Origin of the sequence: Mesorhizobium sp. B2-6-4 (assembly GCF_006441495.1) — a bacterium.
GTDB lineage: Bacteria > Pseudomonadota > Alphaproteobacteria > Rhizobiales > Rhizobiaceae > Mesorhizobium.
On sequence record NZ_VFUE01000007.1, the window covers coordinates 1 to 21,816 of the forward strand.

The following is a 21,816-nucleotide window of genomic DNA, read 5'->3' on the forward strand; positions in this document are numbered from 1 at the left end:
GTGCTGAACAGCACCGCGCCGACCGCCATCATCACCAGGAAGGATGTGCCGAACTGGCGGGTGAAAACCAGCCGCATGTCGACGATCGGATCGCGATGGCGAAACTCCCAGGGGATCAGGAAAAAGAACGAGACGGCCGAGATCACGGCGAATGTCGTGATGAAGCCCGACGCAAACCAGTCGTTGCGCTGGCCCTCGTCAAGGAAGATCTCAAGGGATCCGAGCGCCAGCACGACGAAGATGAAGCCGATCCAGTCGATCTTGAGGCCATCCTTCAGCCTCTCCTGGCGCTCGCGCTCCAGCACGTCTGGTTCGACCAGCAGCCATTGCACAAGGGCCAACGACATGATGCCGAAGGGCACGTTGATGAAGAAGATCCAGTGCCAGGAGAAATGGTCGGTCAGCCAGCCGCCGATGGTCGGCCCGACCGTCGGTGCAACGATGACGGCGATGCCGTAGAGCGCGAAGGCCTGCGAGCGTTTTTCGGGCGGGAAAGTATCGGCGAGGATCGACTGCTCGCTGGGTGCCATCCCACCGCCGCCCAGTCCCTGAAGGATGCGAAACAGGATCAGCATTTCCAGGTTCGGCGCGAGGCCGCAGAGCAGCGACGCGAGCGTGAAGGTAGCGACGCAGATCATGTAGTAGCGTTTGCGGCCGATCACGCCGGCGAGCCAGCCGCTGATCGGGATGATGACGGAATTGGCGACCAGATAGGTGGTGATGATCCAGGTGCTTTCGTCCATTCCGGCCGCGAGGCTGCCGGCTATGTTGCGCAGCGCCACATTGGCAATGGACGTATCGAGCACCAGCATGAAGGTGGCGATGGAGACGACGATGGCGATAAGCCAGGGATTGCGCCCGCCCGCGGCGGACCGGCTTTCGCCGGCTTGCGCGGTCGCCTGGCCGGTCATCGCACCTTGACCGTCGGCACGACGGACATGCCGGGCCCGAGCAGCAGGCCGGTCTTCTTGTCGAAGACGATCTTCACGGGCACGCGCTGCACCACCTTGACGAAATTGCCGGTCGCGTTCTCTGCGGGCAGCAGGCTGAAAGCGGTTCCGCTGCCGGCCTGGATGCTGTCGACGTGGCCCCTGAAGGTCTGCTCCGGGTAGGCGTCGATATCGATCTCGACGGGCTGGCCAGGCCGCATAAGGTCGAGTTGTGTTTCCTTGAAGTTGGCCTTCACCCACACGTCCTCGGGCACGAACATCATCAGCACTTCCCCCGGTTGGGCATATGCGCCCACGGCGGCGGATATGTTCGTCGCCCGTCCGGCCACCGGAGCGGTGATCGAGGTGCGGGAAAGCGCGGTGCGGGCCTGCTCTTCGCTGGCATGGGCCTGGTCGAGTTTTGCCGCCACGCTTTTGCGCTGGGCCTCGAGGACGGCGACTTGTCTCTGGGCCGCCACGACGTTCGCCTGCGAGCTGTCGAGCATCGCCTGGGCCTGGCGAAGCGTCGAGGCAGCCTGTTGCGCCTGCTGCAGCGTTCCGGTTCCCTTGGCAAGCAATTCGCTGTTGCGCTGATTTTCGGCTTTCGCGAAATCAAGCGCTGCCCGGCCTTGCGACACCTGCTTCTGGGCTTGGTCCACCTTGGCCTGCTGCGCTTCGATCTGGGCTGCGATGTCAGCGGTTTCGGCGTCGGCCTGCGCCACCTGCGCCTGAACCTGCTTGAGGGATGCCTGATAATCCCTGTCATCGATGCGCAGCAGGACATCGCCGGCCTTTACGCTCTGATTGTCGGTCACCGCCACATCGGTGATGCGGCCGGCGATTTCGGCACCTATGGTTACGGTACGGGCGTCGATGAAGGCATCGTCGGTCCATTCATACTGTCGCGCCTGGAGCCACCAGATTATCGCTGCGGCCGATGCCAGCAGCAGAACAAGGATGACCGCCGCGGTGACGTAGGGGTGCCGCCTGAGCGAGCCGAACAGGCCCTCTTTGTTCCCGGCGGAAGCATCGAGGTCCTGTTTCGGTTGTGGGCGCGACGAGGCGCGCTTCGGTCGTGCATCGGGGCGACGTTTTGTTTGAGGTCTTTCGTCGACCGGTGCGACGTCTGGAGAGTTCGTGTCCACGTTAGCGGTCCGCGGTAGGGTTGGTGCGGCAAAGGCCGCGTACTGGAAGGACGTAAATCAACGGACCCGCGTCCGAAAAAGTTCCTGTTTCAGATTGAGGGTTTGTGGCCGGCCGCGCTAGGCGAAGTGCAGCAGCATCATCACCAGCACGATGCCGACAAGTCCCGCAATGAAGATGATACGGCGCGTTCGCGTTCGCAGGATAATCTCGCCTTGCCGCGCATCCTCTGCGGAAAAAACAGGCCCCTCCTTGTCGGGATCGTTGCTCATGAGCTGCTCCTTCCGACGAATTTGGAGTGTCTCAGGCAGCTAAACCTGCTCATCCCGGCAAGGTTCCCCAGAAATCACGGGGGCTGACGGCCGGGGTCACGCTTTGCCAGCCGACAAGCGCAAGCCAGTCCGGGCCACGCCGGGAGCGCCATCAGTCGGCCGGCAACGCATAGGCGATCACGTCGTCGCCGACCTTCGTCTCCATGAAATGATGACCGCCGGGCGCGATGACGACATATTGCCGGCCGCCGACCTCATAGGTCATCGGGGTGGTCTGGCCGCCAGCGGGCAGATCCGTCTGCCAGACCACCTTGCCGGTCTTGATGTCGATGGCGCGCAGCTTGTCGTCCGTCGCCGCCGCGATGAAGATCAGGCCGCCGGCGGTCACGAGCGGCCCGCCATTGTTTGGCGTGCCGATATCCAGCGGCAGCATGGACGGGATGCGCCAAGGGCCATTCTCGACCGCCTCGCCGAGCGGCTTGTCCCAGAGCGTCTTGCCTGTCTTCAGCTCGATGGCACGGATATGGCCGTAAGGCGGCTCGGAACAAAGCAGCCCCGTCGAGAGGCGCCAGCCCGCGTTGACGGCAATGGCGTACGGCGAACCCATCTGCGGGTCACCCATGTCCTTGGCCCTTTTCGAAGCGCCGCCCTGTTCGATCGACCTGAAGCCTATCTGGTCCGCCTTTTGGCGCGGTATCAACTGATCATAGTTGGGCATGTCGTTGTAATTGGCGACCAGGATGCCGGCGTCGGTGTCGACGGCAACGCTTCCCCAGTCGGAGCCGCCATTGTAGCCGGGATATTCGATGAAAGGCTTGTCCACCGTCGGAGGCGTGTATTCGCCCTGGTAGGAAGCCTGCCGGAACTGGATGCGGCAGTAGAGCTGGTCGAGCGGACTCATGCCCCACATATCCTTCTCGGTCAGCACAGGCTGGTCGAGATGGGCATAGCCGGAATAAGGCTGCGTCCTGGACAATTTCTCTGGTTCGACGCCGCCCGACGGCACCGGCCGTTCTTCGACCGGGAACAGCGATTTTCCGGTCTTGCGGTCGAGCACATAGATCTGGCCCTGCTTGCTGGGCACGATGATTGCGGGAACCTTTCCATTGACTGACGGAAAATCGACGAGTGTCGGCTGCGAACCGAGGTCATAGTCCCAAAGGTCGTGATGGACGGTCTGAAAATGCCAGACCGGCTTGCCCGTCGTGACATCGATGGCGACGATTGAGGAATTGTATTGGTTTTCGAAGTCCTTGCGATCGACACCATAATAGTCGACGGCGGCGTTGCCGAGCGGCAGGAAAACATAGCCGAGCTGCGGATCGGCGGCGGCCACGGTCCACATGTTCGGCGTGCCGCGCGTGTAGGTATCGCCCTGGGGCGGTGCGCCCGTGCGGTCCGGATGGCCCATGTCCCAAGCCCAGACCAGTCTCCCCGACACCACGTCATAGCCGCGCACGACGCCTGACGGCGCATCCTCGGCCTGGCCGTCCTGCACCTGGGCGCCAAGCACGGCAATGCCGCGCACGATGGTCGGAGGCGCCGTCACCGAATACCAGCCGGGCACGGTCTTGCCGAGCCCCTGGGTGAGATCGACGACGCCCTGCTGGCCGAAATCGCCACATGCCTTCCCGGTCCTGGCGTCGATGGCAATCAGCCTTGCATCGAGCGTGCCCCACAGGATGCGTGTTGCGCATGGTCGATCGGCGCTTGTACCCGGAACGGCGTAGTAGGCGACGCCCCGGCAACTGGCACCGTATGGGATGGCGGCGTCGGATACCTTCGGATCATAGCGCCACTCCTCCTTGCCGGTTGCCGCGTTGGCCGAGCTGACGATGCCCTTGGCCGAACATGCAAACAGGTGCCCGTCCACTTCGAGGGGGGTGTTTTCCGGGGAGTATTTGTCGGTCGCCGCCTTGCTTGGCATATCGCCCGTGTGGAAATCCCAAACTTTGGTCAGCTTCGCGACGTTGTCGGCGGTGATCTGTTTGAGAGGCGAATAGCGGGTGGCAAGTTCCGAGCCGCCATAGACGGGCCAATTCGGTCCAGCCTCGTGTATGGCGACATTGGGCTGAGGGCTGACCGGAGACTGACCAGATGCGCTTCCTGCGGCGGGTGGCGTGACCGGGGCAACCGGGGATGCCTCCTGGGATTGTGCCGAGGGCGTGAAATGCTGAAGCCCGATCGCGCAGCCGACAATGAAAAGGGCAGCGGATGCGGTCGCCCAGCCGCGGTCGCGAACCCGTTTCGCGTGCCCGGCGCGAAAGGCAGGCAAGGTCAAAAGAACGAAGATCAGGATGACCGTCGGCGCGAGCACCCGGGGCATCAACCCCCAGCCGTCCATGCCAACTTCCCAATAAGCCCAGGCGAGCGTCGCGATCCAGGTCAGGACGTAGAGCCAGACTCCGGCGGCATTGCCGCTCAAAAGCAAAACACCCGCCGCCAGGAGAGTCACTCCGGTGGGCAAATAGTACCAGGAGCCGCCCAGCGCGACGAGCCAGGCGCCGCCTGCGCCGATCAGCAAACCAAGTATTGCCAGCAGCACACCCACGAAGATAGTCCACCAGAAGGCGACGCCGGAGCGACGCCTGTCGGCGAGATTCGGATTGGCAGAAGTCATGACAGCATTTCCATTACGACAGGCTCATGATTGTTTCGAACGCTGGCCGTCCCGCATGGTTGCGATCGGCCGCGGTTTTCGAGGGTGCTCCCAACTCACCATTTTGTGAGCATTCCGCGCCGACGGAACCTTTGTCGCTTTGCCGCCGTTAGGCGCTCGATCCAAAAGCTTGTTCCAAGCGAAAAATCGGCGAGGATGCCGCAGGTCTTTTCCAGCAACGCCAATGGGATTGCCCGCTTCTTTCTGTGGGGTGTTTGCTGTTTCGCGCTTCTGGCGGCCGTCGGCGGCACGGCGTTTTTGCGTTCAGGGTTCGTTACCGGCGTGGGGCAACCGGTGGCCCAGGCCGTTCCGTTCAGCCACAAGCATCATGTCGGCGATATCGGACTGGACTGTCGTTATTGCCACAACGGGGTCGAGACATCAGCCTCGGCGGGGCTGCCGGCGACAGAAGTGTGCATGACCTGTCATTCGCAGCTCTTCACCAATGCCGAGATGTTGGCGCCGGTGCGCGCAAGTCTCGCTTCGGGACAGCCGCTGCAATGGCAGCGGGTCAATTCGGTGCCGGATTTCGTTTACTTCAACCACTCCATCCATATCGCGAAGGGCGTCGCCTGCGAGACCTGCCATGGCGCGGTCGACGACATGCCGCTGACGCGACGGGCGCATTCATTGTCGATGGAATGGTGCCTTGGCTGCCACCGCGACCCAGGTCCCAACCTTCGCCCGCCGCGGGACGTTTTCCTGATGCACTGGAAGCCGCCTGACGACATCGAGCAGATCCGGCGTTCCCTGATCGGCGTGCTCGACATTCATCCCGAGACCATGACGGATTGCTATGTCTGCCACCGTTGACCGAAATCCGGCTTTCGATCTTGCGGCATTGCGGCTCGCCGCGGCGGGGCGCGAGCCATGGCGAAGCATGGGCGAACTGGCTGACACGGCGGAGTTCCAGCGCTTTGTGGAGGCGGAATTCCCCGCGATGGCCGATCGCCTTCAGCCTGGCTTCGACCGGCGCACCGTCCTGAAACTGATGGGTGCATCGCTGTCGCTGGCCGGACTGGCCGCCTGCAGCGAGGCCGAGAGCATCGTGCCTTATGTCCGCCAGCCGGAGAACATCATTCCCGGCCGGCCGCTCTACTACGCGACAGCCCTCTCCAGCGACGGCTACGGCATCGGAGCCGTGATCGAGAGCCATGAGGGCCGGCCGACAAAGGTCGAGGGCAACCCGGATCATCCGGCATCGCGCGGCGCCACCGATGCCGTCATGCAGGCGGCGGTGTTGTCGCTGTTCGATCCCGAGCGATCTCGCACGCCGCTCAAGCTGGGCGAGCCTGCAAGTTACGATGAGTTCCTGAAAGATATCGCCGGACTGGCTGGTGAATTCTTCGCTTCAGGCGGGCAAGGGCTGGCACTGCTGCTCGAGGCGACGACATCGCCGACGACGAAGGCGCAGATCGCGGCGCTGAGGGCGCGCTATCCCAGACTTCGCGTCTTCCGCCACGATCCGCTTGCGGCCAGTTCCGGTGAACAGGCAACGGGTACATTGTTCGGCAGGCCGTTGACGGCGATCTACCGTTTCGACCGCGCCGATGTGATCGTCAGCCTGGATGCCGATTTCCTGGGCGATGGGCCGGGGCGCCTGGCCTATGCTCGTGATTTCGCGCAGCGGCGGCGGGTGCGCAAATCGACGGACACGATGAGCCGCCTCTATGTCGTCGAGACGACTCCTACCATCACGGGTGCTGCCGCCGACCATCGCCATGCCGTCAGGCCAAGCGCCGTCGCAAGCGTTGCGGCGGCGATCAAGGCCGCCCTTGATGGCGACAATGCCGCGGTCGGCTTGTCGCCGCTCGATCCGGAATGGATAAACGCGCTTGTCGACGATCTGCGCAGCGCCGGCCGCAATGCGCTTGTGGTGCCCGGAGCGCACCAGGCACCGTTCGTGCATGCCTTGGCCTTCGCGCTGAACGCCAGGCTTGGTGCCCTTGGCAACACGCTGCAATTGATCGAGCCGCCTGATGCCATGCCGGCGGATGGCGATCTTGCCGCGCTCTGCCGGGCCATAACGGGTGGTTCGGTCGACAAGGTCGTCGTGCTCGGCGCCAATCCCCTGCACACGGCACCATCGGAGATCGATGCGCGGAAGGCCTTTTCGAGCCTGAAGCTTCTTGTCCACTGGGGGCTCTACCGCGATGAGACGGCGTTTCTGGCTCGCTGGCATATCCCAGCCGCGCACGAGTTGGAGAGCTGGAGCGATATCCGGGCCTATGACGGTACGGTCTCGATCGTGCAGCCGCTCATAGAGCCTCTGTTCGGTGGCAAGGGCCTGCATCAGTTGCTTGCCGCGCTGGGCGGTGAATTCGGCGCCAATGCGCAGGCACCGGTGCGCCGGACGTGGGCCGCCATGGACGAGGTGGCCTGGCGCAAGGCGCTGCGCGACGGCATCGTGCCGAACACTGCTGCTGGTCCCGCTGCCGTTTCGGCACCGCCGGATAGCGATGGCTCGGAACCCAATGCCGCCACCAAAGGGTTGGAGGTTCGCTTCGTCGCCGATCCCTGGCTTCGCGACGGCCGCCACGCCAATTCATCCTGGCTTCAGGAATTGCCCCGGCCGTTAAGCAAGCTCGTCTGGGGCAATGCGGCGCTGGTCTCGCCAGCCACCGCGCAGCGCCTGAGGCTCGAAAACGGGCAGGTGGTCAACTTGGCGCGGGACGGCAGGACGCTGGACGCACCCGTCTGGATCACGCCGGGACAGCCTGACGACACAGTGACGCTGTCGCTCGGTTTTGGACGCAAGGCCGGCTCGGTGGCGGCACTCGCAGGCGGCTACGACGCCTTCGCGATCCGGACCAGCGATGCGCCATGGTTTGCCGACGATGTCGTCCTGAGCCCGCGCGGCGGTTCGGCGCGTGTAGTCACGACCCAGCATCATCAAGCGATGGAGGGCAGGGCGATCATCCGCCATGCTTCGCTCGATGCGTTCAGGGCAAATCCCCATTTCGTGCGCGCCCACGCGCCCCCAGCGCCCGTGGAATCGCTCTACCCCGACTGGAGCTATGACCAGGAAGCCTGGGGCATGTCGATAGACCTGTCGGCCTGCATCGGCTGCATGGCCTGCGTGTCGGCCTGTCAGGCCGAGAACAACATCGCAACGGTGGGGCCGGACGAGGCGGCACTCGGCCACGAAATGCACTGGCTGCGCGTCGACCGCTACTATGCGGGCGGGATCGACGATCCGGACATGTTCTTCCAGCCGGTGCCGTGCATGCATTGCGAGAAGGCCCCGTGCGAGGTCGTCTGTCCGGTCAATGCGACCATCCATACGCATGACGGTCTGAACGCGCAGGTCTACAACCGCTGCATCGGCACGCGCTACTGTTCGCAGAACTGTCCCTACAAGGTGCGGCGGTTCAATTTCCTGGAGTACCAGGAGTTCGACAAGGACAGCGCGGGACCGGAGCAGGCCGTCCACAATCCCGATGTCACCGTGCGTTCGCGCGGCGTCATGGAAAAATGCAGCTACTGCGTACAGCGCATTTCGCAAAAACGGATCCGCGCCCAGATCGAGAACCGGGAGATCGAGGACGGTGAGATCGTCACCGCCTGCCAGCAGGCGTGCCCGACACAGGCCATCACCTTCGGCGATCTCAATAGGAAGGATTCGCAGGTCGTCCAGGAAAAGGCCTCGCCACACAATTACGCGCTGCTCGAAGAACTGAACACAAGACCGCGCACCACCTATCTGGGCAAGGTCAGCAACCCTAACGACAGGCTCGCCGCGACATCCGGCTCGGAGGGCGGCGATGGCTGACGTGGCCGCCCGCAGGACGAGCAAAGGCATGACACCTGTGCTGCGCGGGCGTCACGATTTTCCAGAGATCAGCGGCCGTATCAGCGCGGTGGTCCTGCAAGGGAAGTTGCCGCGGTTCTTCTGGTCGGCGTTCTTCGTCTGCTTCGCCTTCGTATTGCTGTTCCTCTATTCCATCACCTACCTGGTCTCGGTCGGCGTTGGCGCCTATGGGGTCAACATTCCCGTGGTCTGGGGCACGATGATCTCAAGTTTCGTGTGGTGGATCGGCATTGGCCATGCCGGTACGCTGATCTCGGCGGTGCTGCTGCTGCTGCGCCAGCCCTGGCGCGCCTCGATCAACCGCTTCGCCGAGGCGATGACGCTGTTTGCCGTGGCGATGGCCGGCCTCTACCCTATCCTGCATCTTGGCCGGCCGTGGTTCTTCTATTGGCTCCTGCCCCTGCCCAACACCCACATGCATTGGCCACAATGGCGCAGCCCGCTGGTCTGGGACTTCGCCGCGATTTCCACCTACGCCACCGTCTCGCTGCTGTTCTGGTACACGGGATTGCTGCCTGATCTCGGCGTGCTGCGCGACCGGGCGAAGTCGCGTGGCGGGCAACTTTTCTACGGCGTCCTCGCGCTTGGCTGGCGCGGCTCGGCCTATCATTGGGCGCGATACCGAACGGTCTATTTCCTGATGGCGGCACTCGCAACACCGCTGGTCGTTTCGGTTCATTCGATCGTCGCTCTCGATTTCACCTTCGCCATCACGCCGGGCTTCCATTCGACGATCTTTCCGCCCTATTTCGTCGCCGGCGCGCTCCTTTCCGGCTTCGCCATGGTGCTGACCATAGCCATTCCCTTGCGCTGGGCATTCGCTGTGGAAGACCTGATCACGCCGCGCCACATGGACAACGCCGCCAAACTGATGATCGCGGCCGGCATGGTCGTCATTTACGGCTATGCATCGGAAGCGTTCTTCTCCTGGTATTCGGGGGAGCCTTACGAGCGCGCGATGATGGTCCAGCGCGCCGTCGGCCCTTATGCGCCGCTGTTCTGGACCATGCTCTTCTGCAATTGCGCGGTGCTGCAACTGCTTTGGTTTCGCCGTGTGCGATCCAATATGCCGCTGCTGTTTTCGATCGCTCTGGTCATCAACATCGGCATGTGGCTGGAGCGCTACATCATCGTGGTGACCGGCCCGAGCCGCGACTACCTGCCGTCGTCCTGGGGCGAGCAGTCGCTGACCTGGCTCGATTTCGGCATCCTGCTCGGATCGATCGGCACCTTCTTCGCGCTGGTCTTCCTGTTTATCCGCATCCTGCCGGCGATAACCATCTTCGAGGTCGAGGGACTGGCCGAGCAGAAAGGCGGCGCGGCATGAGCGTCCATGGCGTCATCGCGGCTTTCGCCGATCCGGATGCGCTGACCAGGGCGGCGCAAGCGATGCGCGACAAGGGGTACCGGCATATGGATGCGTTCTCGCCGTTCGAGGTGCACGGCCTGACAGACATATTGGGCATGCGAAAGACACGGCTGCCATGGGTCATGCTGGCGGGTGGCGTCGCCGGCGGCGTGCTGGTCTATGCATTGATCCTTTATTCCGTCGAGATCGACTATCCGGTCAATGTCGGCGGCCGGCCGCTGCATTCCTGGCCGCCGTTCACGGTCATCGCCTTCGAAGCCGCGATCCTGGCCAGCGTGTTTGCCGGCTTCTTCGGCATGCTGGCCGAGAACCGGCTGCCGCAATATTATCACCCCGTCTTCAACGCCGAGAGCTTCACCTACGCGAGCGGCGGCAAGTTCTACCTGCTGATCGAGGCCACCGACCCGAAATACCGCAAGGGCGTCACCAAGGGGCAGCTGACACGGCTTGGCGCCGAGACGGTCGAAGAGGTGGCGATATGAACCCGCGGCTGCTTTTGCCGGTTTGCCTGCTCCTCGGCGCCTGCAAGCAGGACATGGCCGACCAGCCTCGCTACGATCCGCTCGAAACCAGCAGAGAGTTCGCCGACGGCATGTCGGCAAGGACACCGGTCGAAGGCACGGTGACGCGCGACGCCGACCTGGCGGCGACGCCGGACAAATTCCCGTACCCGATCACCATGGCGCTGCTTCAGCGTGGGCAGCAACGCTTCGATATATTCTGCTCTCCCTGCCATGGCCGCACCGGCGACGGGCACGGGATGGTGGTCAGGCGTGGTTTCCCGCCGCCTCCGACCTACCATCAAGATGCGCTGCGCAAGGCGCCGGACCGGCATTTCTACGACGTCATCACCGACGGTTACGGTGCGATGTATCCCTATGCCGCGCGTGTCGAGCCGCGGGACCGCTGGGCGATCGTGGCCTATATCCGGGCGCTGCAATATTCGCGACATGCTGCGGCCGGCACGCTGCCCGAATCCCTTCGCGCGAAACTCGATGCCGAGGCGGCACGATGAAGCGCGCCGCCCGGCCCGACGACCACCTCGTCCTGCTGCTCGCAGCCGCCGCCGCAGGGCTCTCTCTGTGCGCGGCCGGGCTGTTCGTCGCCCCGCGCGCGACACTGGCCGGCTGGCTGATGACGGCGGTGTTCCTGCTCGGATTGCCGCTTGGCGCAATGACCCTGCTCATGGTGCACGGCCTGACCGGGGGGCGCTGGGGCGACGCGTTGCGGCCGCCGCTGCGGGCCGCCGTCGCGACCTTGCCTGTCGCGCTGCTGTTGATGCTGCCGGTGCTTGCGCGGCTCGATCTGGTCTTTCCCTGGGCAGGAGCCGACCCGGCGCTGACGGAAGCGGTGCGCCAGAAAATGACCTATCTCAACGTGCCATTCTTCGTCGTTCGTTTCATCGTCTATGCTGTCGTCTGGCTGGCGCTGGCCTGGCTTGTACTTGGCTGGACGGCGCCCGGTTCGGCCGCAAGCAGGACCGGCGGCGGCTACGCCATCGGGCTCGTCGCGCACGGCTTTGCCGTGACGGTGTTTGCCATCGATTGGATGATGTCGATAGAGCCGGATTTTTCCTCCACCATCTATGCGATGCTCGAAGCGGCGGCCGAGGTCGTCGGCGTGTGCGGGCTGGCGCTGGCGGTGCTCTCGGCCGGCCGTGCGATCGAGTCGGCGCCGGGTGGCGAGGAGGACGTGGCGCTCGGCGAAGACCTCGCCAACATGATGTTCGGCTTCATGCTCATCTGGGCCTATCTGGCATTCATGCAGTGGCTGGTCGTCTGGGGCGGCGACCTGCCCGACGAAATCCATTGGTATGTCATCCGTGGTCGAAATGGCTGGCAGTATCTGCTTTGGCTGCTGATCGCGCTGCAATTTGCCTTGCCCTTCGCCGGTTTCCTGAACCGCTCCGTCAAGCGCAGCCGCGTTGGCCTGATAGGGCTCGGCGCGTTCCTGCTGGCCGGACATTTCGCCGATGTCGCCTGGCGCGTCCGGCCGGCTTTGTCCGCCCTCGGTGCAGGAGTGTCGTGGCCGGACCTCGCGGCAATGGTCGGCGCGGGCGGCATCTGGTTCGGGTGCTTCGTCTATATCTGGACCAGGCCTGATCGCATCGTCGTCTGGCGCGGGAGGCTGGCCCGTGGCTAAGGTCGTGCGTCATCCCGAAACACGCGATGTCTGGCCGAGGGCGCTCGTGCTCATTGGCCTCGGCCTGCTTGTCTTCCTGGCGCTCGCCGCGCTTGGGCTGAGACTGATTTTCGATACGGCCCCGTTCTGGCCACTTGCGGGCACGCAGATGAACGGCAGCGCCGCAGGTCCCGCCTTGCAGGATTTCCCCGGGGCCGATCTTGCCGCGTTCCGTCAGCAGGAAGATCGTGAACTCGGCATGCTTGCATGGGTCGACCGCAATGGTGGCATCGCGCGCATTCCGATCGACGACGCCATGAAGCTGATCGCCGCGCAGGGACTGCCGGAGGCGGTAACGCCCGCTGCGGCCGGTGAGGACTGCGCCTTGCTCGAAGGCCAGGTTCCGCGCGCGCCGCAGGCCGGCATTTGCCGCGCCCGAGCGGACGCGGCGCAGCCAAACGCCGGGGCGCCGCAGCAGGGCCAGGCCGCACCGGCCATGGGGGCGAGGCCATGAGGCGTTTGGTCCTGCCGCTCGTGCTCCTGGCTGCAATGACCGCCAGCGTGCGCGCGCGGCCGGTTTTCGAACCGCAGATCGGCGCGCAGGTCAGCCTCGACACAGTCTTCCGCGAGGCTTCGGGCGGACGGCAGACGCTTTCCGGCATTCTCGGCGGGCGGCCGGCGCTGCTCATCTTCGGTTACGACAAATGCCCCAACCTCTGCGGCGTGACCCAGCAGGCGGTTGCCTCGGATCTGAACAAGACCGGCCTCGATCCCGCGACCTACCACGCTCTCTTCGTCTCGATAGATGCTTCCGAGACCGTCGCGGATGCGGCGTCCATCCAAGCCGAAGTCGGGCGGTCCGCCGGTCAGGCAGGGTTGTCCGCGTGGCGCTTCTTGACCAGCGAGGATGGCGCTGGCGCCGCCCTTGCCGTGGAGGCCGGCATCACATTCGACCGGCGCGACCGGATCTCGCAATATGTCCACCCGATCGCGGTCATCGCGCTGACGCCGCAAGGCCGCATCGCGCAAGTACTTCCGGCGCTGAGTTTCGAGCCGCGCGATCTCAGGCTTGCCCTGGTCGAGGCGTCGGCCGGGCGGCTTGGCTCCATCGCCGATCACGTCTTTCTGCTGTGTGCCGGCTTCGATGCATCAAAGGGCCAGTACACGCCAGCGGTCTGGGCAGTCGTGAAGGTGACTGGCATGGCGACGCTGCTTGGCCTTGGCGCCACCATCCTCGTTCTGTCGCGAAGGAGGCCGATTTGACGTTCGGCATCCCTTTTACGCCGCCGCAGGCCTCCTCGATTGCCGGCAGTGTCGATGCCCTGTTCTACGTGCTGCTTGCCTTCACCGTCGCGCTGGGCGTCTTCCTGACCAGCCTGGTCGTTTTCTACGCCATCAAATATCGCGCCGGCTCCAAGGTGGAGCGAACGGGGGAGCGTGCGCGCAGCACGCCGCTCGAGGTGACCTGGACAGTCGCCAGCCTGCTGATCGCTTTCACCATCTTCGGATGGGGAGCCGTGCTGTTCCTGCGCCGCGAACACCCGCCCCTTGACGCACTCGAGATCGCCGGCCTTGGCAAGCAATGGATGTGGGAGTTCCGTCATCCTGGCGGCCAGCGTGAAATCAACGAACTGCATGTGCCGGTCGGCAAGGCGGTGATCGTGTCGCTGGCATCGCAGGACGTGATCCACTCATTCTTCGTACCTGCCTTCCGGGTCAAGCAGGACGCGGTGCCGGGGCGCACCACGCATGTCTGGTTCATCGCCAGCGAGCCCGGGCGGTATCATTTGTTCTGCGCGCAATATTGCGGCACCCAGCATTCGGAGATGGGCGGCTGGGTGACCGTGATGCCGCCGCAAGAATATGCGGCGTGGGTGGGCAACCAGGGCCAGGGTGAAACGCTTGCGGCCGACGGCGAAAAACTCTTCCGCGCGCTCGGCTGCTCCGGCTGCCATGGCAATTCCAGCAAGGTGAGGGCGCCGGATCTGGCTGGGGTCTTCGGACGGCCGGTGGCCTTGGACAATCAACAGACCGTCATTGCCGACGACCGCTATTTGCGCGATTCCATCCTCAATCCGAAGAAGGAGATCGCCGCCGGGTATGAACCCGTGATGCCGAGCTTTGACGGCCTTGTCGACGAGCAGGAGCTACAGATGCTGCTGGCATATCTCAAATCCCTGTCGCCGCGAGCAACCAGGGAAAGCGGGGCGACCCAATGAGCAGGCAAGCCTTGGCGCCTTCGAGCTATCTGCATGGGGAGGCCGGACCTGCCGCCTGGCTCTTGACCACCGACCACAAGCGCGTCGCCTGGCTCTACCTGATGTCGCTGACGGCGTTCTTTTTTCTTGGCGGTGCCTTTGCCGTGATGATCCGGATCGAACTCGCGTCGCCTGCGGGCGATCTGGTGTCGGACGATGTCTATAACAGGCTGTTTTCCCTGCATGGCATCATCATGGTGTGGTTCTTCCTGGTGCCGTCGATCCCCGCGACGCTCGGCAATTTCCTGCTGCCGCTGATGATCGGCGCGCGCGATCTCGCTTTTCCGCGGCTCAATCTTGCCAGCTGGTACGTGTTCATCTTCGGCAGCGCCTTTGCCCTGGCCGCGGTGCTCGCCGGCGGTGTCGACACGGGTTGGACCTTCTACACGCCGCTCTCGACGCTCTATGCCAACGGCTTCGTTTCGATGGCCGCGCTGGGTGTCTTCATCGTCGGCTTCTCGACGATCATGACCGGCATCAACTTCATCGTCACCGTCCACACGTTGCGCGCGCCGGGGCTGACCTGGTTCAGACTGCCGATCTTCGTCTGGACGATGTATGCGACCGCGCTGGTCATGGTGCTGGCGACACCGGTGCTGGCCGCCTCGCTGATCCTGATCGTGCTGGAGCGTGCCTTCGGTATCGGCATCTTCAATCCCGCTCTGGGCGGCGACCCGCTGCTGTTCCAGCATCTGTTCTGGTTCTACTCACATCCCGCGGTCTACATCATGATCCTGCCCGGCATGGGCGTGGTTTCCGAAGTGCTGCCCTGCTTCAGCAAGCGCCCGCTGTTCGGCTACAAGGCGGTGGCGATGTCTTCGATGGCGATTGCCGTGTTCGGCTTCCTGGTCTGGGGTCACCATATGTTCGTATCAGGCCAGTCGGCCTATGCCGGCATCGTGTTCTCGTTCCTGTCGTTCTGCGTCGCGATCCCCTCGGCGATAAAGGTGTTCAACTGGACGCTGACGCTGCGCAAGGGCGAAATCACTTTCGAGACGCCCATGCTTTATGCGCTGTTTTTCCTGGCGCTGTTCACTTTCGGGGGGCTGGCCGGCCTGTTCCTGGCCGCTCTCGCCGTCGACGTCCACGTTCATGACACCTATTTCGTCGTGGCGCATTTCCATTACATCATGGTCGGCGGCATGGTGACGGCCTACATGGCGGGGTTGCATTTCTGGTGGCCGAAGATCACCGGCCGCGTCTATTCCGAAACCTGGGGCCGTATCGCCGCGACCGTGACCTTCCTCGGCTTCAACCTGACTTTCTTCCCGCAATTCGTGCTCGGTTTTCTCGGCATGCCGCGGCGCTATCACACCTATCCGCCGGAGTTTCAGTTCTGGCACGTATTGTCCTCGGCCGGCGCGGTCGTTCTGGCCGTCGGCTATCTTATGCCGCTGCTCTATCTCGGCTGGTCGCTGTTTCGCGGGACGCGGGCGCCGGCCAACCCGTGGGGCGCGACCGGCCTTGAATGGCAGACGGCTTCGCCGCCGCCCCCGCATAATTTCGACACCATGCCCGTGGTCAGGCGGCCGGCCTATGACTATGCCATGAAAGGCCTGAGGCACGAGACGTTCAGCCCGCACAGGGACGAAGCCTCATGAGCGGGCCGACCGAAAGCATTGCCTTCGATACACGGGCCCGCGAGAAGGCGGCCGATGCATTCGGCATGTGGATTTTCATCGGCTCCGAGGCGATGCTGTTCGGCGCGATCGTGCTGGTGTTCCTCTACGCCCGATTGAGCTATAGCGCGGCATTCGCCGCGGCGTCGCAACATCTGTCATTGCCGCTCGGCACGCTGAATACGGCGGTTCTGATCACCAGCAGCTTCGCGATGGCGCTTGCCCATATGTTCACGGCTGCCCGGCGTTGGCGGCCCGCCTTCTGGGCCTTGATGTCCACGAGCCTGCTTGGCTGCATCTTTCTGGTGATCAAGGCCGTCGAATACAGCAAGGAATTCAGCGAGGGCCTGGCGCCGGTGCTCGGCGCGCCGTTCCGCTTCGCAGGCCCAGATCCGGCCCATGCCGAATTCTTCTTCGCGCTCTATTTCGCCATGACATCGCTGCACGCGCTGCATCTGATAGGCGGCATCGCGGTGATTGCCGGCATGCTGTTGCTCTGGCCGAGGACCGCGCAGGCGAGCCGGGCGCGCCGCGTGCAGGCGATCGGACTCTACTGGCATTTCGTCGACATCGTCTGGGTGTTCCTGTTCCCGGTCCTCTATCTGATCAACCGGGCCTGACGACGATGAGCGACCTCGCCAAACTCACATTCGCCTATCTCGCGCTGCTCGCCTTGCTGGCGCTTACCGTCGGCTCTTCGTTTGTCGACCTCGGTGGGTTCAATTCCGCGATCAACCTTGCCGCGGCGGCTGCCAAGACAGTGGTGATCGCGCTGCTGTTCATGCATCTGGCGGGCGAGGGCATCCTCCCCAGGCTCGCGGTCGCGGCGGTGGGCCTGTGGCTGGCCATTCTCTTTGGCCTGACCCTGATCGGGCAATAGCCTGCGGGGCTAGTGTGGCGCGCGTCATCAACGGTCACGCGGATTGCCCAAGGCTGGATCGCGGCGCCTCGTGTAGCCGTCGACGCGGGGCAAGCCGTCGGCCATGTCGATGAATGGCAGGCGCATATCCCAATAGGCCTGTGCCTGTGGCGGAAACCGCTCCGGCGCGTCCATGAAGCCGATCGAGACATAGAGTTCGTCACGCAGGCCTTCGTCGGCATAGAAGATCGAGGTACCGCAATCGGCGCAGAAGGAGCGGACGACTCCCTTCGTCTTCGAAAAGGTCTTAGGCTTCCCGTCGGTCAGCTTGACCTGGTGCGGACGATAGCCGATCCAGATGGTCATCGGTCCGCCGATCGCCCGCCGGCAATCGTCGTCATGGTCGAAGCAGATCCAGAAGGGCTCTCCTTCCATCACCGCCGTGACGGCACCGCAGAAACAATGTCCGCGCTCGATGCGAGCCATGTTGCTGTCCGTTGTCAGAGACTGTCGGTCGTCAGGACGGCGCTTCCGCTGCGGTCGAGCATGAATTTTCTCCGAAGCTGTTGGGGGATCTGATCCTGCGGGGTCAACGCAGCGCCGCCAAATTGGTTTCCGGCCATAGGAGCGGCGGCGGATTCAAATCTGCGCTTCCGGCCTAGCCGCTGGAACCTGCCGGTCGAAACCAGGTTATGACTGTGCCAAAGGAGGACCGGCCATGACTGGAAGCGAAAATCGCCGCGAGACTGGTGCCACCAAATATCCGGCCAGGAGCGACGGCGATCCCGCCGATTCATTCTCCCAGGCCGCCGCAGGCAACAAGCCGCCGGCGTCCGGGCAAGGCCTGACGCGCCCTTCAGGCGAGGTGAATGAGAAAACGCATCAGTCCGAGGGGCAGAATCCATCCCGGCGGGCGCCCCCCGACCAGCCGCCCAGAAAAGGCGCCGGCTCAGCCACTTCTGAGCACTCAAAAGACGGCCAAGTGCCGCCCGGAGGCCGGGAGCCTGGTGCGTTCGACAAGGAATGAACGATTCACAATTGACAAGCCGGCGGTGCTTGTGGATTAGTGAGAACGTTCTCAGAGAACGTTCTCACCGCTGCGGCGGACTTACCTTTTGGGAGGAGGTATGGGTACCGACGAGATCCGGCTGGCTGTTCGCATCGCGAATATTGCAAAATCCTACGGACCCACAGTCGCACTCGATTCCGTCTCCATTGATCTGCGGCCAGGGGAAGTCCATGCGCTGTTGGGCGAGAACGGCGCCGGCAAATCGACGCTCGTGAAAATCCTCAGCGGCGTCGTGACGCCTGACGGCGGATCCATGTCGATCTTCGGCAAGCCTTATGCGCCGCATGGCATCATCGATGCGCGGGCGCAGGGCGTGGCGACGGCCTTTCAGGAACTCAGCCTGCTGCCGAATCTCAGCATCGCCGAGAATCTCGTGCTGCCGAAAATGCCGAAGGGCAAGCTAGGTCTCGTCTCGCGCCGCACCGCCAAGGCATCAGCTGGCAAGGTTCTTAACGACTACGCTCTCTCCCACTTTGATCCTGACACGCCCGTCGGCGTGCTTTCGCTTTCGGATCGTCAGCGGCTTGAGATCGTGCGCGCATTCACCCATGCCTCGAAGCTCTTGATCCTCGATGAGCCGACGGCCGCGCTGGCGGACGTCGAATGGCTGTTTGAGCTCGTGCGCCGGCAGAAGAACCTGCAGACCGCCATCCTCTACATTTCCCACCGCCTCGGCGAGGTGCGCACCCTGTGTTCGCGCGCCACCATCCTGCGCAATGGCCGCAGCATCGGCACCGTCGAGTTGTCCGGCGCTTCGGACGAGAACATTTTCGAGATGATGGTCGGCCGAAGCGCGCGTGAGACGACCGCCTCGCAGCCTTTGGTCGCCGACACCGCGCCCGTCGCGCTCAGCGTTCGGGGCCTCTCCGGCGGCATTGTGCGCGACGTGTCGTTTGATGTCAGGCGAGGTGAGATCGTCGGCATCGCCGCGCTCGAGGGGCAGGGCCAACGCGACCTGTTCAGGACGATGATCGGCCTCTCCAAGGCGAAAAGCGGCGGCATCGAGATCGACGGCGTGCCCGCCCAGATCGCCAGCCCGGGCGCCGCGCTCCATTTCGGCAACGGCCTTGCCTACCTGCCGGAGGACCGCAAGTCGGAAGGGATTTTCGCCGGCCTCAGCACCGCCAGCAACATGGTGTTGCCTATCATTTCGCGTATCGCGCAGGGTGGCGTCGTCTGGCCGGCCAGCGAGCGTCGCATTGCGAAAAAAACCGCTGAGGCGGTCGAACTGCAGGAGCGCTATCTGCAGTTCAAGATCGATGAGCTTTCCGGTGGCAACCAGCAGAAGGCGCTTCTGGCGCGCGTCATGATGACGGGTGCGCGCACTCTACTGCTTTTCGATCCGACGCGTGGAGTCGATGTCGGAACCAAGCAGTCGATCTACGAGGCGATCCGGAAGTTCGCTGCCGATGGCGGCTCGGTGCTCTTTTACTCGTCCGAACTGCCGGAACTCGTCCATCTCGCGCATCGCTGCGTGGTGCTCTATGGCGGCCGCGTCTTCGCCGAATATCAGGGCGATGCCATCGATGAGCCGACTATCGTCGGCGCGCTGATCGGCCACGCTGCGGGCGCGGTGAATGGAGTGGCCGCATGACCGCGGTCCAGGCAAATCCCGCGCCCCGCCGCTCCGCGTTATGGAGGGCTGTCATCAGCGGCACCGGCATCGTGGCGATGATCTATGTCCTGCTTTATGCGCTCTACGCGTTCTGGCAACCGGATGCGCTTTCGGTCTACACCTTCACCGATCTCGTCAACAACTCGACGCCATTGGCGCTCGCGGCAGCGGGCGAGACGCTGGTCGTCATCAGCCGCGGCTTCGACTTGTCCGTCGCAGGCGTCGTCTCGCTGACCAATGTGCTGATGGCGGTCTATCCGTTCGGTGGTCCGGGCGGTGCGCTGGCCAGCCTCCTGATGTGCTGTGCGATCGGCGGTGCCGTCGGCGCAATCAACGGCATTCTCGTGGCCAGGCTTGGACTGCAGACCATCGCGGCGACGCTCGGCACGATGATCGTCTGCCAGGGACTTGCGCTGGTTATCCTGGACGCGCCTGGCGGTATGGTTGCCGACTTCGTCACCTATACGCTGACCGACACCCTGTTCGGTATCATCCCGATCGCCGGGCTGTTTCTGGTTGCCGCCATCGCGCTTTGGCTTGCCTTCCGGCGGACCAATACCGGGATCGGCCTCTATGCGATCGGCGCCGACGAGCAGTCGGCTCGCTTCTCCGGCGTGCCCGTGGCAGGGGTACGCATCACGGCCTTTGTCGGCGCCGGCATCCTTTACGGCGTCGCCGGCTTCATGCTGAGCGCCCAGACGGCGACAGGAAATCCGACAGCCGGCACGCCATTCCTGATGCTCACCTTTGCCGCAGTGGCGCTCGGCGGCACGCCGTTGAGTGGCGGCCGGGGCAGCCTCGTTGGCTCGATCCTGGGCGCCGGTACGCTGATGCTTTTGCAGAAGGTGCTTTTCTCGGGTGGGGTCTCGTCCTTCTACACCGGCATATTCCAAGGTTTCGTGCTGGTGCTTGCGATCGTGTTCGGCAGCGCCGTGGCGCGCCTGCTCAAGAAGGAAGAGATCCGGTGAACGCGCATAAGGACGTTGCGACGCGTTTCGAGGCCAACTCCGACCGGCGCGGCAGGCAAAGGCTCGACCGGGAGGTGGTCAATACGCTTGTCGTATTTGGGCTGAGTATCGTGCTTGTGGTGTGCTCGCGCTTCATCAGTCCGGCGCTGGGTTCCTGGGATCAGGTGCTGACGGTTCTCATCCTCGCGTCCTTCCTGATCGTGTTGTCGTTTGGGCAAGGGCTCGTCATCCTGATCGGTGGGCTCGACCTATCGGTCCCCGCCCTCATCACGCTCGGCGGCGTGTTGACGACGACGTGGATTGGTAGCGGCGATGCCGGCATCTGGTACATGCTGCCGGCCATTCTGGTCATTTGCGCGCTGGTCGGCACGATCAGCGGACTGGGAATTGTCTGGCTGAAGGTTCCTCCCTTCATCATGACCATGGCGACCTCGATCGTCGTGGCATCGGTGGCGCTGGGCTACACCAGCGGGACGCCGCGCGGCGGTTCTCCGTCCGCCTTGCTGTGGCTGATGAAGGAATGGTTCCTCGGCGTGCCGCTGGTCATCTACTTCACCGTCGCTTTCATCCTGTTCGGCTGGTTCTTGCAGAATTTCACTGCGCTCGGCCGCCGGCTCTACGCCCTTGGCACCAACAGGAACGCCGCTCTCATCGCCGGCGTCGCTGTCAATCGGCTCGAGCTCGTCCCCTATGCGATCAGTGCCGCTTGCGCAGGCTTCGTCGGCATGATGCTGGTGGGCTATTCGAACGGGGCGACGCTGAGGATGGGCGACAGCTACATGCTGCCTTCCATCGCTGCCGTCGTGGTCGGCGGCTCCTCGATCCTCGGCGGCAGCGGAACTTTCATCGGGACGGTCGGCGGCGCAATTCTTCTGACGACGCTTGGCACCGTTATCTCCGCTATCGGCCTCAACGAAGGATGGCGCACCGTCATAGAGGGCGCAATCATTGTCGCCGCCCTGCTGGTGCTGCGCGGTGAATTCCTGGCCGATCTCGGAAATCGAATGCTGACGCGGAGGAAGTGACCATGCCTGTGCGTGAAATGCGTTTTGTCCAATTGTGAGAACGTTCTCACAAGCTCTGGTCCGGCACCTGCAAGGGCCAAATTCCAACGGGAGGTTGAT

Annotated in this window: 20 protein-coding genes; 15 read left to right on the plus strand and 5 right to left on the minus strand. The window is 63.7% G+C overall.

Annotation, left to right across the window (positions count from 1 at the left end; all coding sequences use genetic code 11):
- The 4 genes from FJ426_RS11075 to FJ426_RS11090 all read right to left on the minus strand — a co-directional run.
- Positions 1–911: DHA2 family efflux MFS transporter permease subunit (locus FJ426_RS11075; RefSeq protein ID WP_140825209.1), on the minus strand; the 911-nt coding region annotated here is incomplete at its 3' end.
- Positions 908–1,933, minus strand: coding sequence for an HlyD family secretion protein (locus tag FJ426_RS11080; protein WP_263496446.1), 1,026 nt, complete (start codon positions 1,931–1,933; stop codon positions 908–910). The genes FJ426_RS11075 and FJ426_RS11080, both read right to left, overlap by 4 nt.
- A gap of 258 nt (positions 1,934–2,191) precedes the next feature.
- Positions 2,192–2,344: a peptide ABC transporter permease gene (locus FJ426_RS11085; RefSeq protein WP_140496137.1), complete on the minus strand. Its 153-nt coding sequence runs from the start codon at positions 2,342–2,344 to the stop codon at positions 2,192–2,194.
- A 151-nt stretch (positions 2,345–2,495) separates the two neighbouring features.
- On the minus strand, positions 2,496–4,964 hold the full coding sequence (locus tag FJ426_RS11090) for a membrane-bound PQQ-dependent dehydrogenase, glucose/quinate/shikimate family (RefSeq protein WP_140561459.1): 2,469 nt from the start codon (positions 4,962–4,964) through the stop codon (positions 2,496–2,498).
- A gap of 195 nt (positions 4,965–5,159) precedes the next feature.
- Between FJ426_RS11090 and FJ426_RS11095 the strand changes: the two genes are divergently transcribed.
- Genes FJ426_RS11095 through FJ426_RS11150 form a run of 12 tightly spaced genes read left to right on the plus strand, consistent with a single transcriptional unit; the run spans position 5,160 to position 17,061 of the window.
- The gene (locus FJ426_RS11095) at positions 5,160–5,816 is read left to right on the plus strand and encodes a cytochrome c3 family protein (RefSeq protein ID WP_140496135.1); all 657 of its coding nucleotides are present in this window, start codon (positions 5,160–5,162) and stop codon (positions 5,814–5,816) included.
- Entirely contained in the window at positions 5,800–8,775 is a 2,976-nt protein-coding gene (locus FJ426_RS11100) for a TAT-variant-translocated molybdopterin oxidoreductase (RefSeq protein WP_140825210.1), read from the plus strand. The genes FJ426_RS11095 and FJ426_RS11100 overlap by 17 nt, the downstream gene beginning before the upstream one ends.
- Positions 8,768–10,141 carry an NrfD/PsrC family molybdoenzyme membrane anchor subunit gene (gene nrfD, locus FJ426_RS11105; protein ID WP_140561455.1) on the plus strand — a complete coding sequence of 458 codons (1,374 nt, stop codon included), beginning with the start codon at positions 8,768–8,770 and terminating at the stop codon, positions 10,139–10,141. Before FJ426_RS11100 ends, nrfD begins: the two co-directional genes overlap by 8 nt.
- Positions 10,138–10,665: a DUF3341 domain-containing protein gene (locus FJ426_RS11110; RefSeq protein WP_140518005.1), complete on the plus strand. Its 528-nt coding sequence runs from the start codon at positions 10,138–10,140 to the stop codon at positions 10,663–10,665. The genes nrfD and FJ426_RS11110 overlap by 4 nt, the downstream gene beginning before the upstream one ends.
- Positions 10,662–11,198 carry a cytochrome c gene (locus FJ426_RS11115; protein WP_140522234.1) on the plus strand — a complete coding sequence of 179 codons (537 nt, stop codon included), beginning with the start codon at positions 10,662–10,664 and terminating at the stop codon, positions 11,196–11,198. Before FJ426_RS11110 ends, FJ426_RS11115 begins: the two co-directional genes overlap by 4 nt.
- Positions 11,195–12,325, plus strand: coding sequence for a hypothetical protein (locus tag FJ426_RS11120; RefSeq protein ID WP_140518007.1), 1,131 nt, complete (start codon positions 11,195–11,197; stop codon positions 12,323–12,325). Before FJ426_RS11115 ends, FJ426_RS11120 begins: the two co-directional genes overlap by 4 nt.
- A complete protein-coding gene (locus FJ426_RS11125; protein ID WP_140522231.1) occupies positions 12,318–12,818 on the plus strand; it encodes a hypothetical protein in 501 nt (166 codons plus the stop codon). Before FJ426_RS11120 ends, FJ426_RS11125 begins: the two co-directional genes overlap by 8 nt.
- A complete protein-coding gene (locus tag FJ426_RS11130; protein ID WP_140556184.1) occupies positions 12,815–13,567 on the plus strand; it encodes an SCO family protein in 753 nt (250 codons plus the stop codon). The genes FJ426_RS11125 and FJ426_RS11130 overlap by 4 nt, the downstream gene beginning before the upstream one ends.
- Positions 13,564–14,523 carry a cytochrome c oxidase subunit II gene (gene coxB, locus FJ426_RS11135; RefSeq protein ID WP_140561454.1) on the plus strand — a complete coding sequence of 320 codons (960 nt, stop codon included), beginning with the start codon at positions 13,564–13,566 and terminating at the stop codon, positions 14,521–14,523. The genes FJ426_RS11130 and coxB overlap by 4 nt, the downstream gene beginning before the upstream one ends.
- The gene (gene ctaD, locus FJ426_RS11140; protein WP_140518010.1) at positions 14,520–16,163 is read left to right on the plus strand and encodes a cytochrome c oxidase subunit I; all 1,644 of its coding nucleotides are present in this window, start codon (positions 14,520–14,522) and stop codon (positions 16,161–16,163) included. Before coxB ends, ctaD begins: the two co-directional genes overlap by 4 nt.
- A complete protein-coding gene (locus FJ426_RS11145) occupies positions 16,160–16,801 on the plus strand; it encodes a cytochrome c oxidase subunit 3 (protein ID WP_140561452.1) in 642 nt (213 codons plus the stop codon). Before ctaD ends, FJ426_RS11145 begins: the two co-directional genes overlap by 4 nt.
- A 5-nt stretch (positions 16,802–16,806) precedes the next feature.
- Positions 16,807–17,061 carry a cytochrome C oxidase subunit IV family protein gene (locus FJ426_RS11150; RefSeq protein ID WP_140522223.1) on the plus strand — a complete coding sequence of 85 codons (255 nt, stop codon included), beginning with the start codon at positions 16,807–16,809 and terminating at the stop codon, positions 17,059–17,061.
- A gap of 27 nt (positions 17,062–17,088) precedes the next feature.
- Here the strand turns inward: FJ426_RS11150 and FJ426_RS11155 are convergent, their stop codons facing one another.
- A complete protein-coding gene (locus FJ426_RS11155) occupies positions 17,089–17,526 on the minus strand; it encodes a GFA family protein (RefSeq protein WP_140561450.1) in 438 nt (145 codons plus the stop codon).
- A gap of 641 nt (positions 17,527–18,167) precedes the next feature.
- Between FJ426_RS11155 and FJ426_RS11165 the strand changes: the two genes are divergently transcribed.
- From FJ426_RS11165 to FJ426_RS11175, 3 genes are read left to right on the plus strand one after another with little or no spacing between them, the layout of a single operon-like run.
- Positions 18,168–19,703 (plus strand): sugar ABC transporter ATP-binding protein, encoded by a 1,536-nt coding sequence (locus tag FJ426_RS11165; protein ID WP_140561447.1) that lies wholly within the window; start codon positions 18,168–18,170, stop codon positions 19,701–19,703.
- Positions 19,700–20,692, plus strand: a complete 993-nt coding sequence (locus FJ426_RS11170) for an ABC transporter permease (RefSeq protein ID WP_140522215.1) — start codon at positions 19,700–19,702, stop codon at positions 20,690–20,692. Before FJ426_RS11165 ends, FJ426_RS11170 begins: the two co-directional genes overlap by 4 nt.
- Positions 20,689–21,717: an ABC transporter permease gene (locus FJ426_RS11175; protein WP_181169642.1), complete on the plus strand. Its 1,029-nt coding sequence runs from the start codon at positions 20,689–20,691 to the stop codon at positions 21,715–21,717. Before FJ426_RS11170 ends, FJ426_RS11175 begins: the two co-directional genes overlap by 4 nt.
- Positions 21,718–21,816 lie beyond the last annotated feature (99 nt).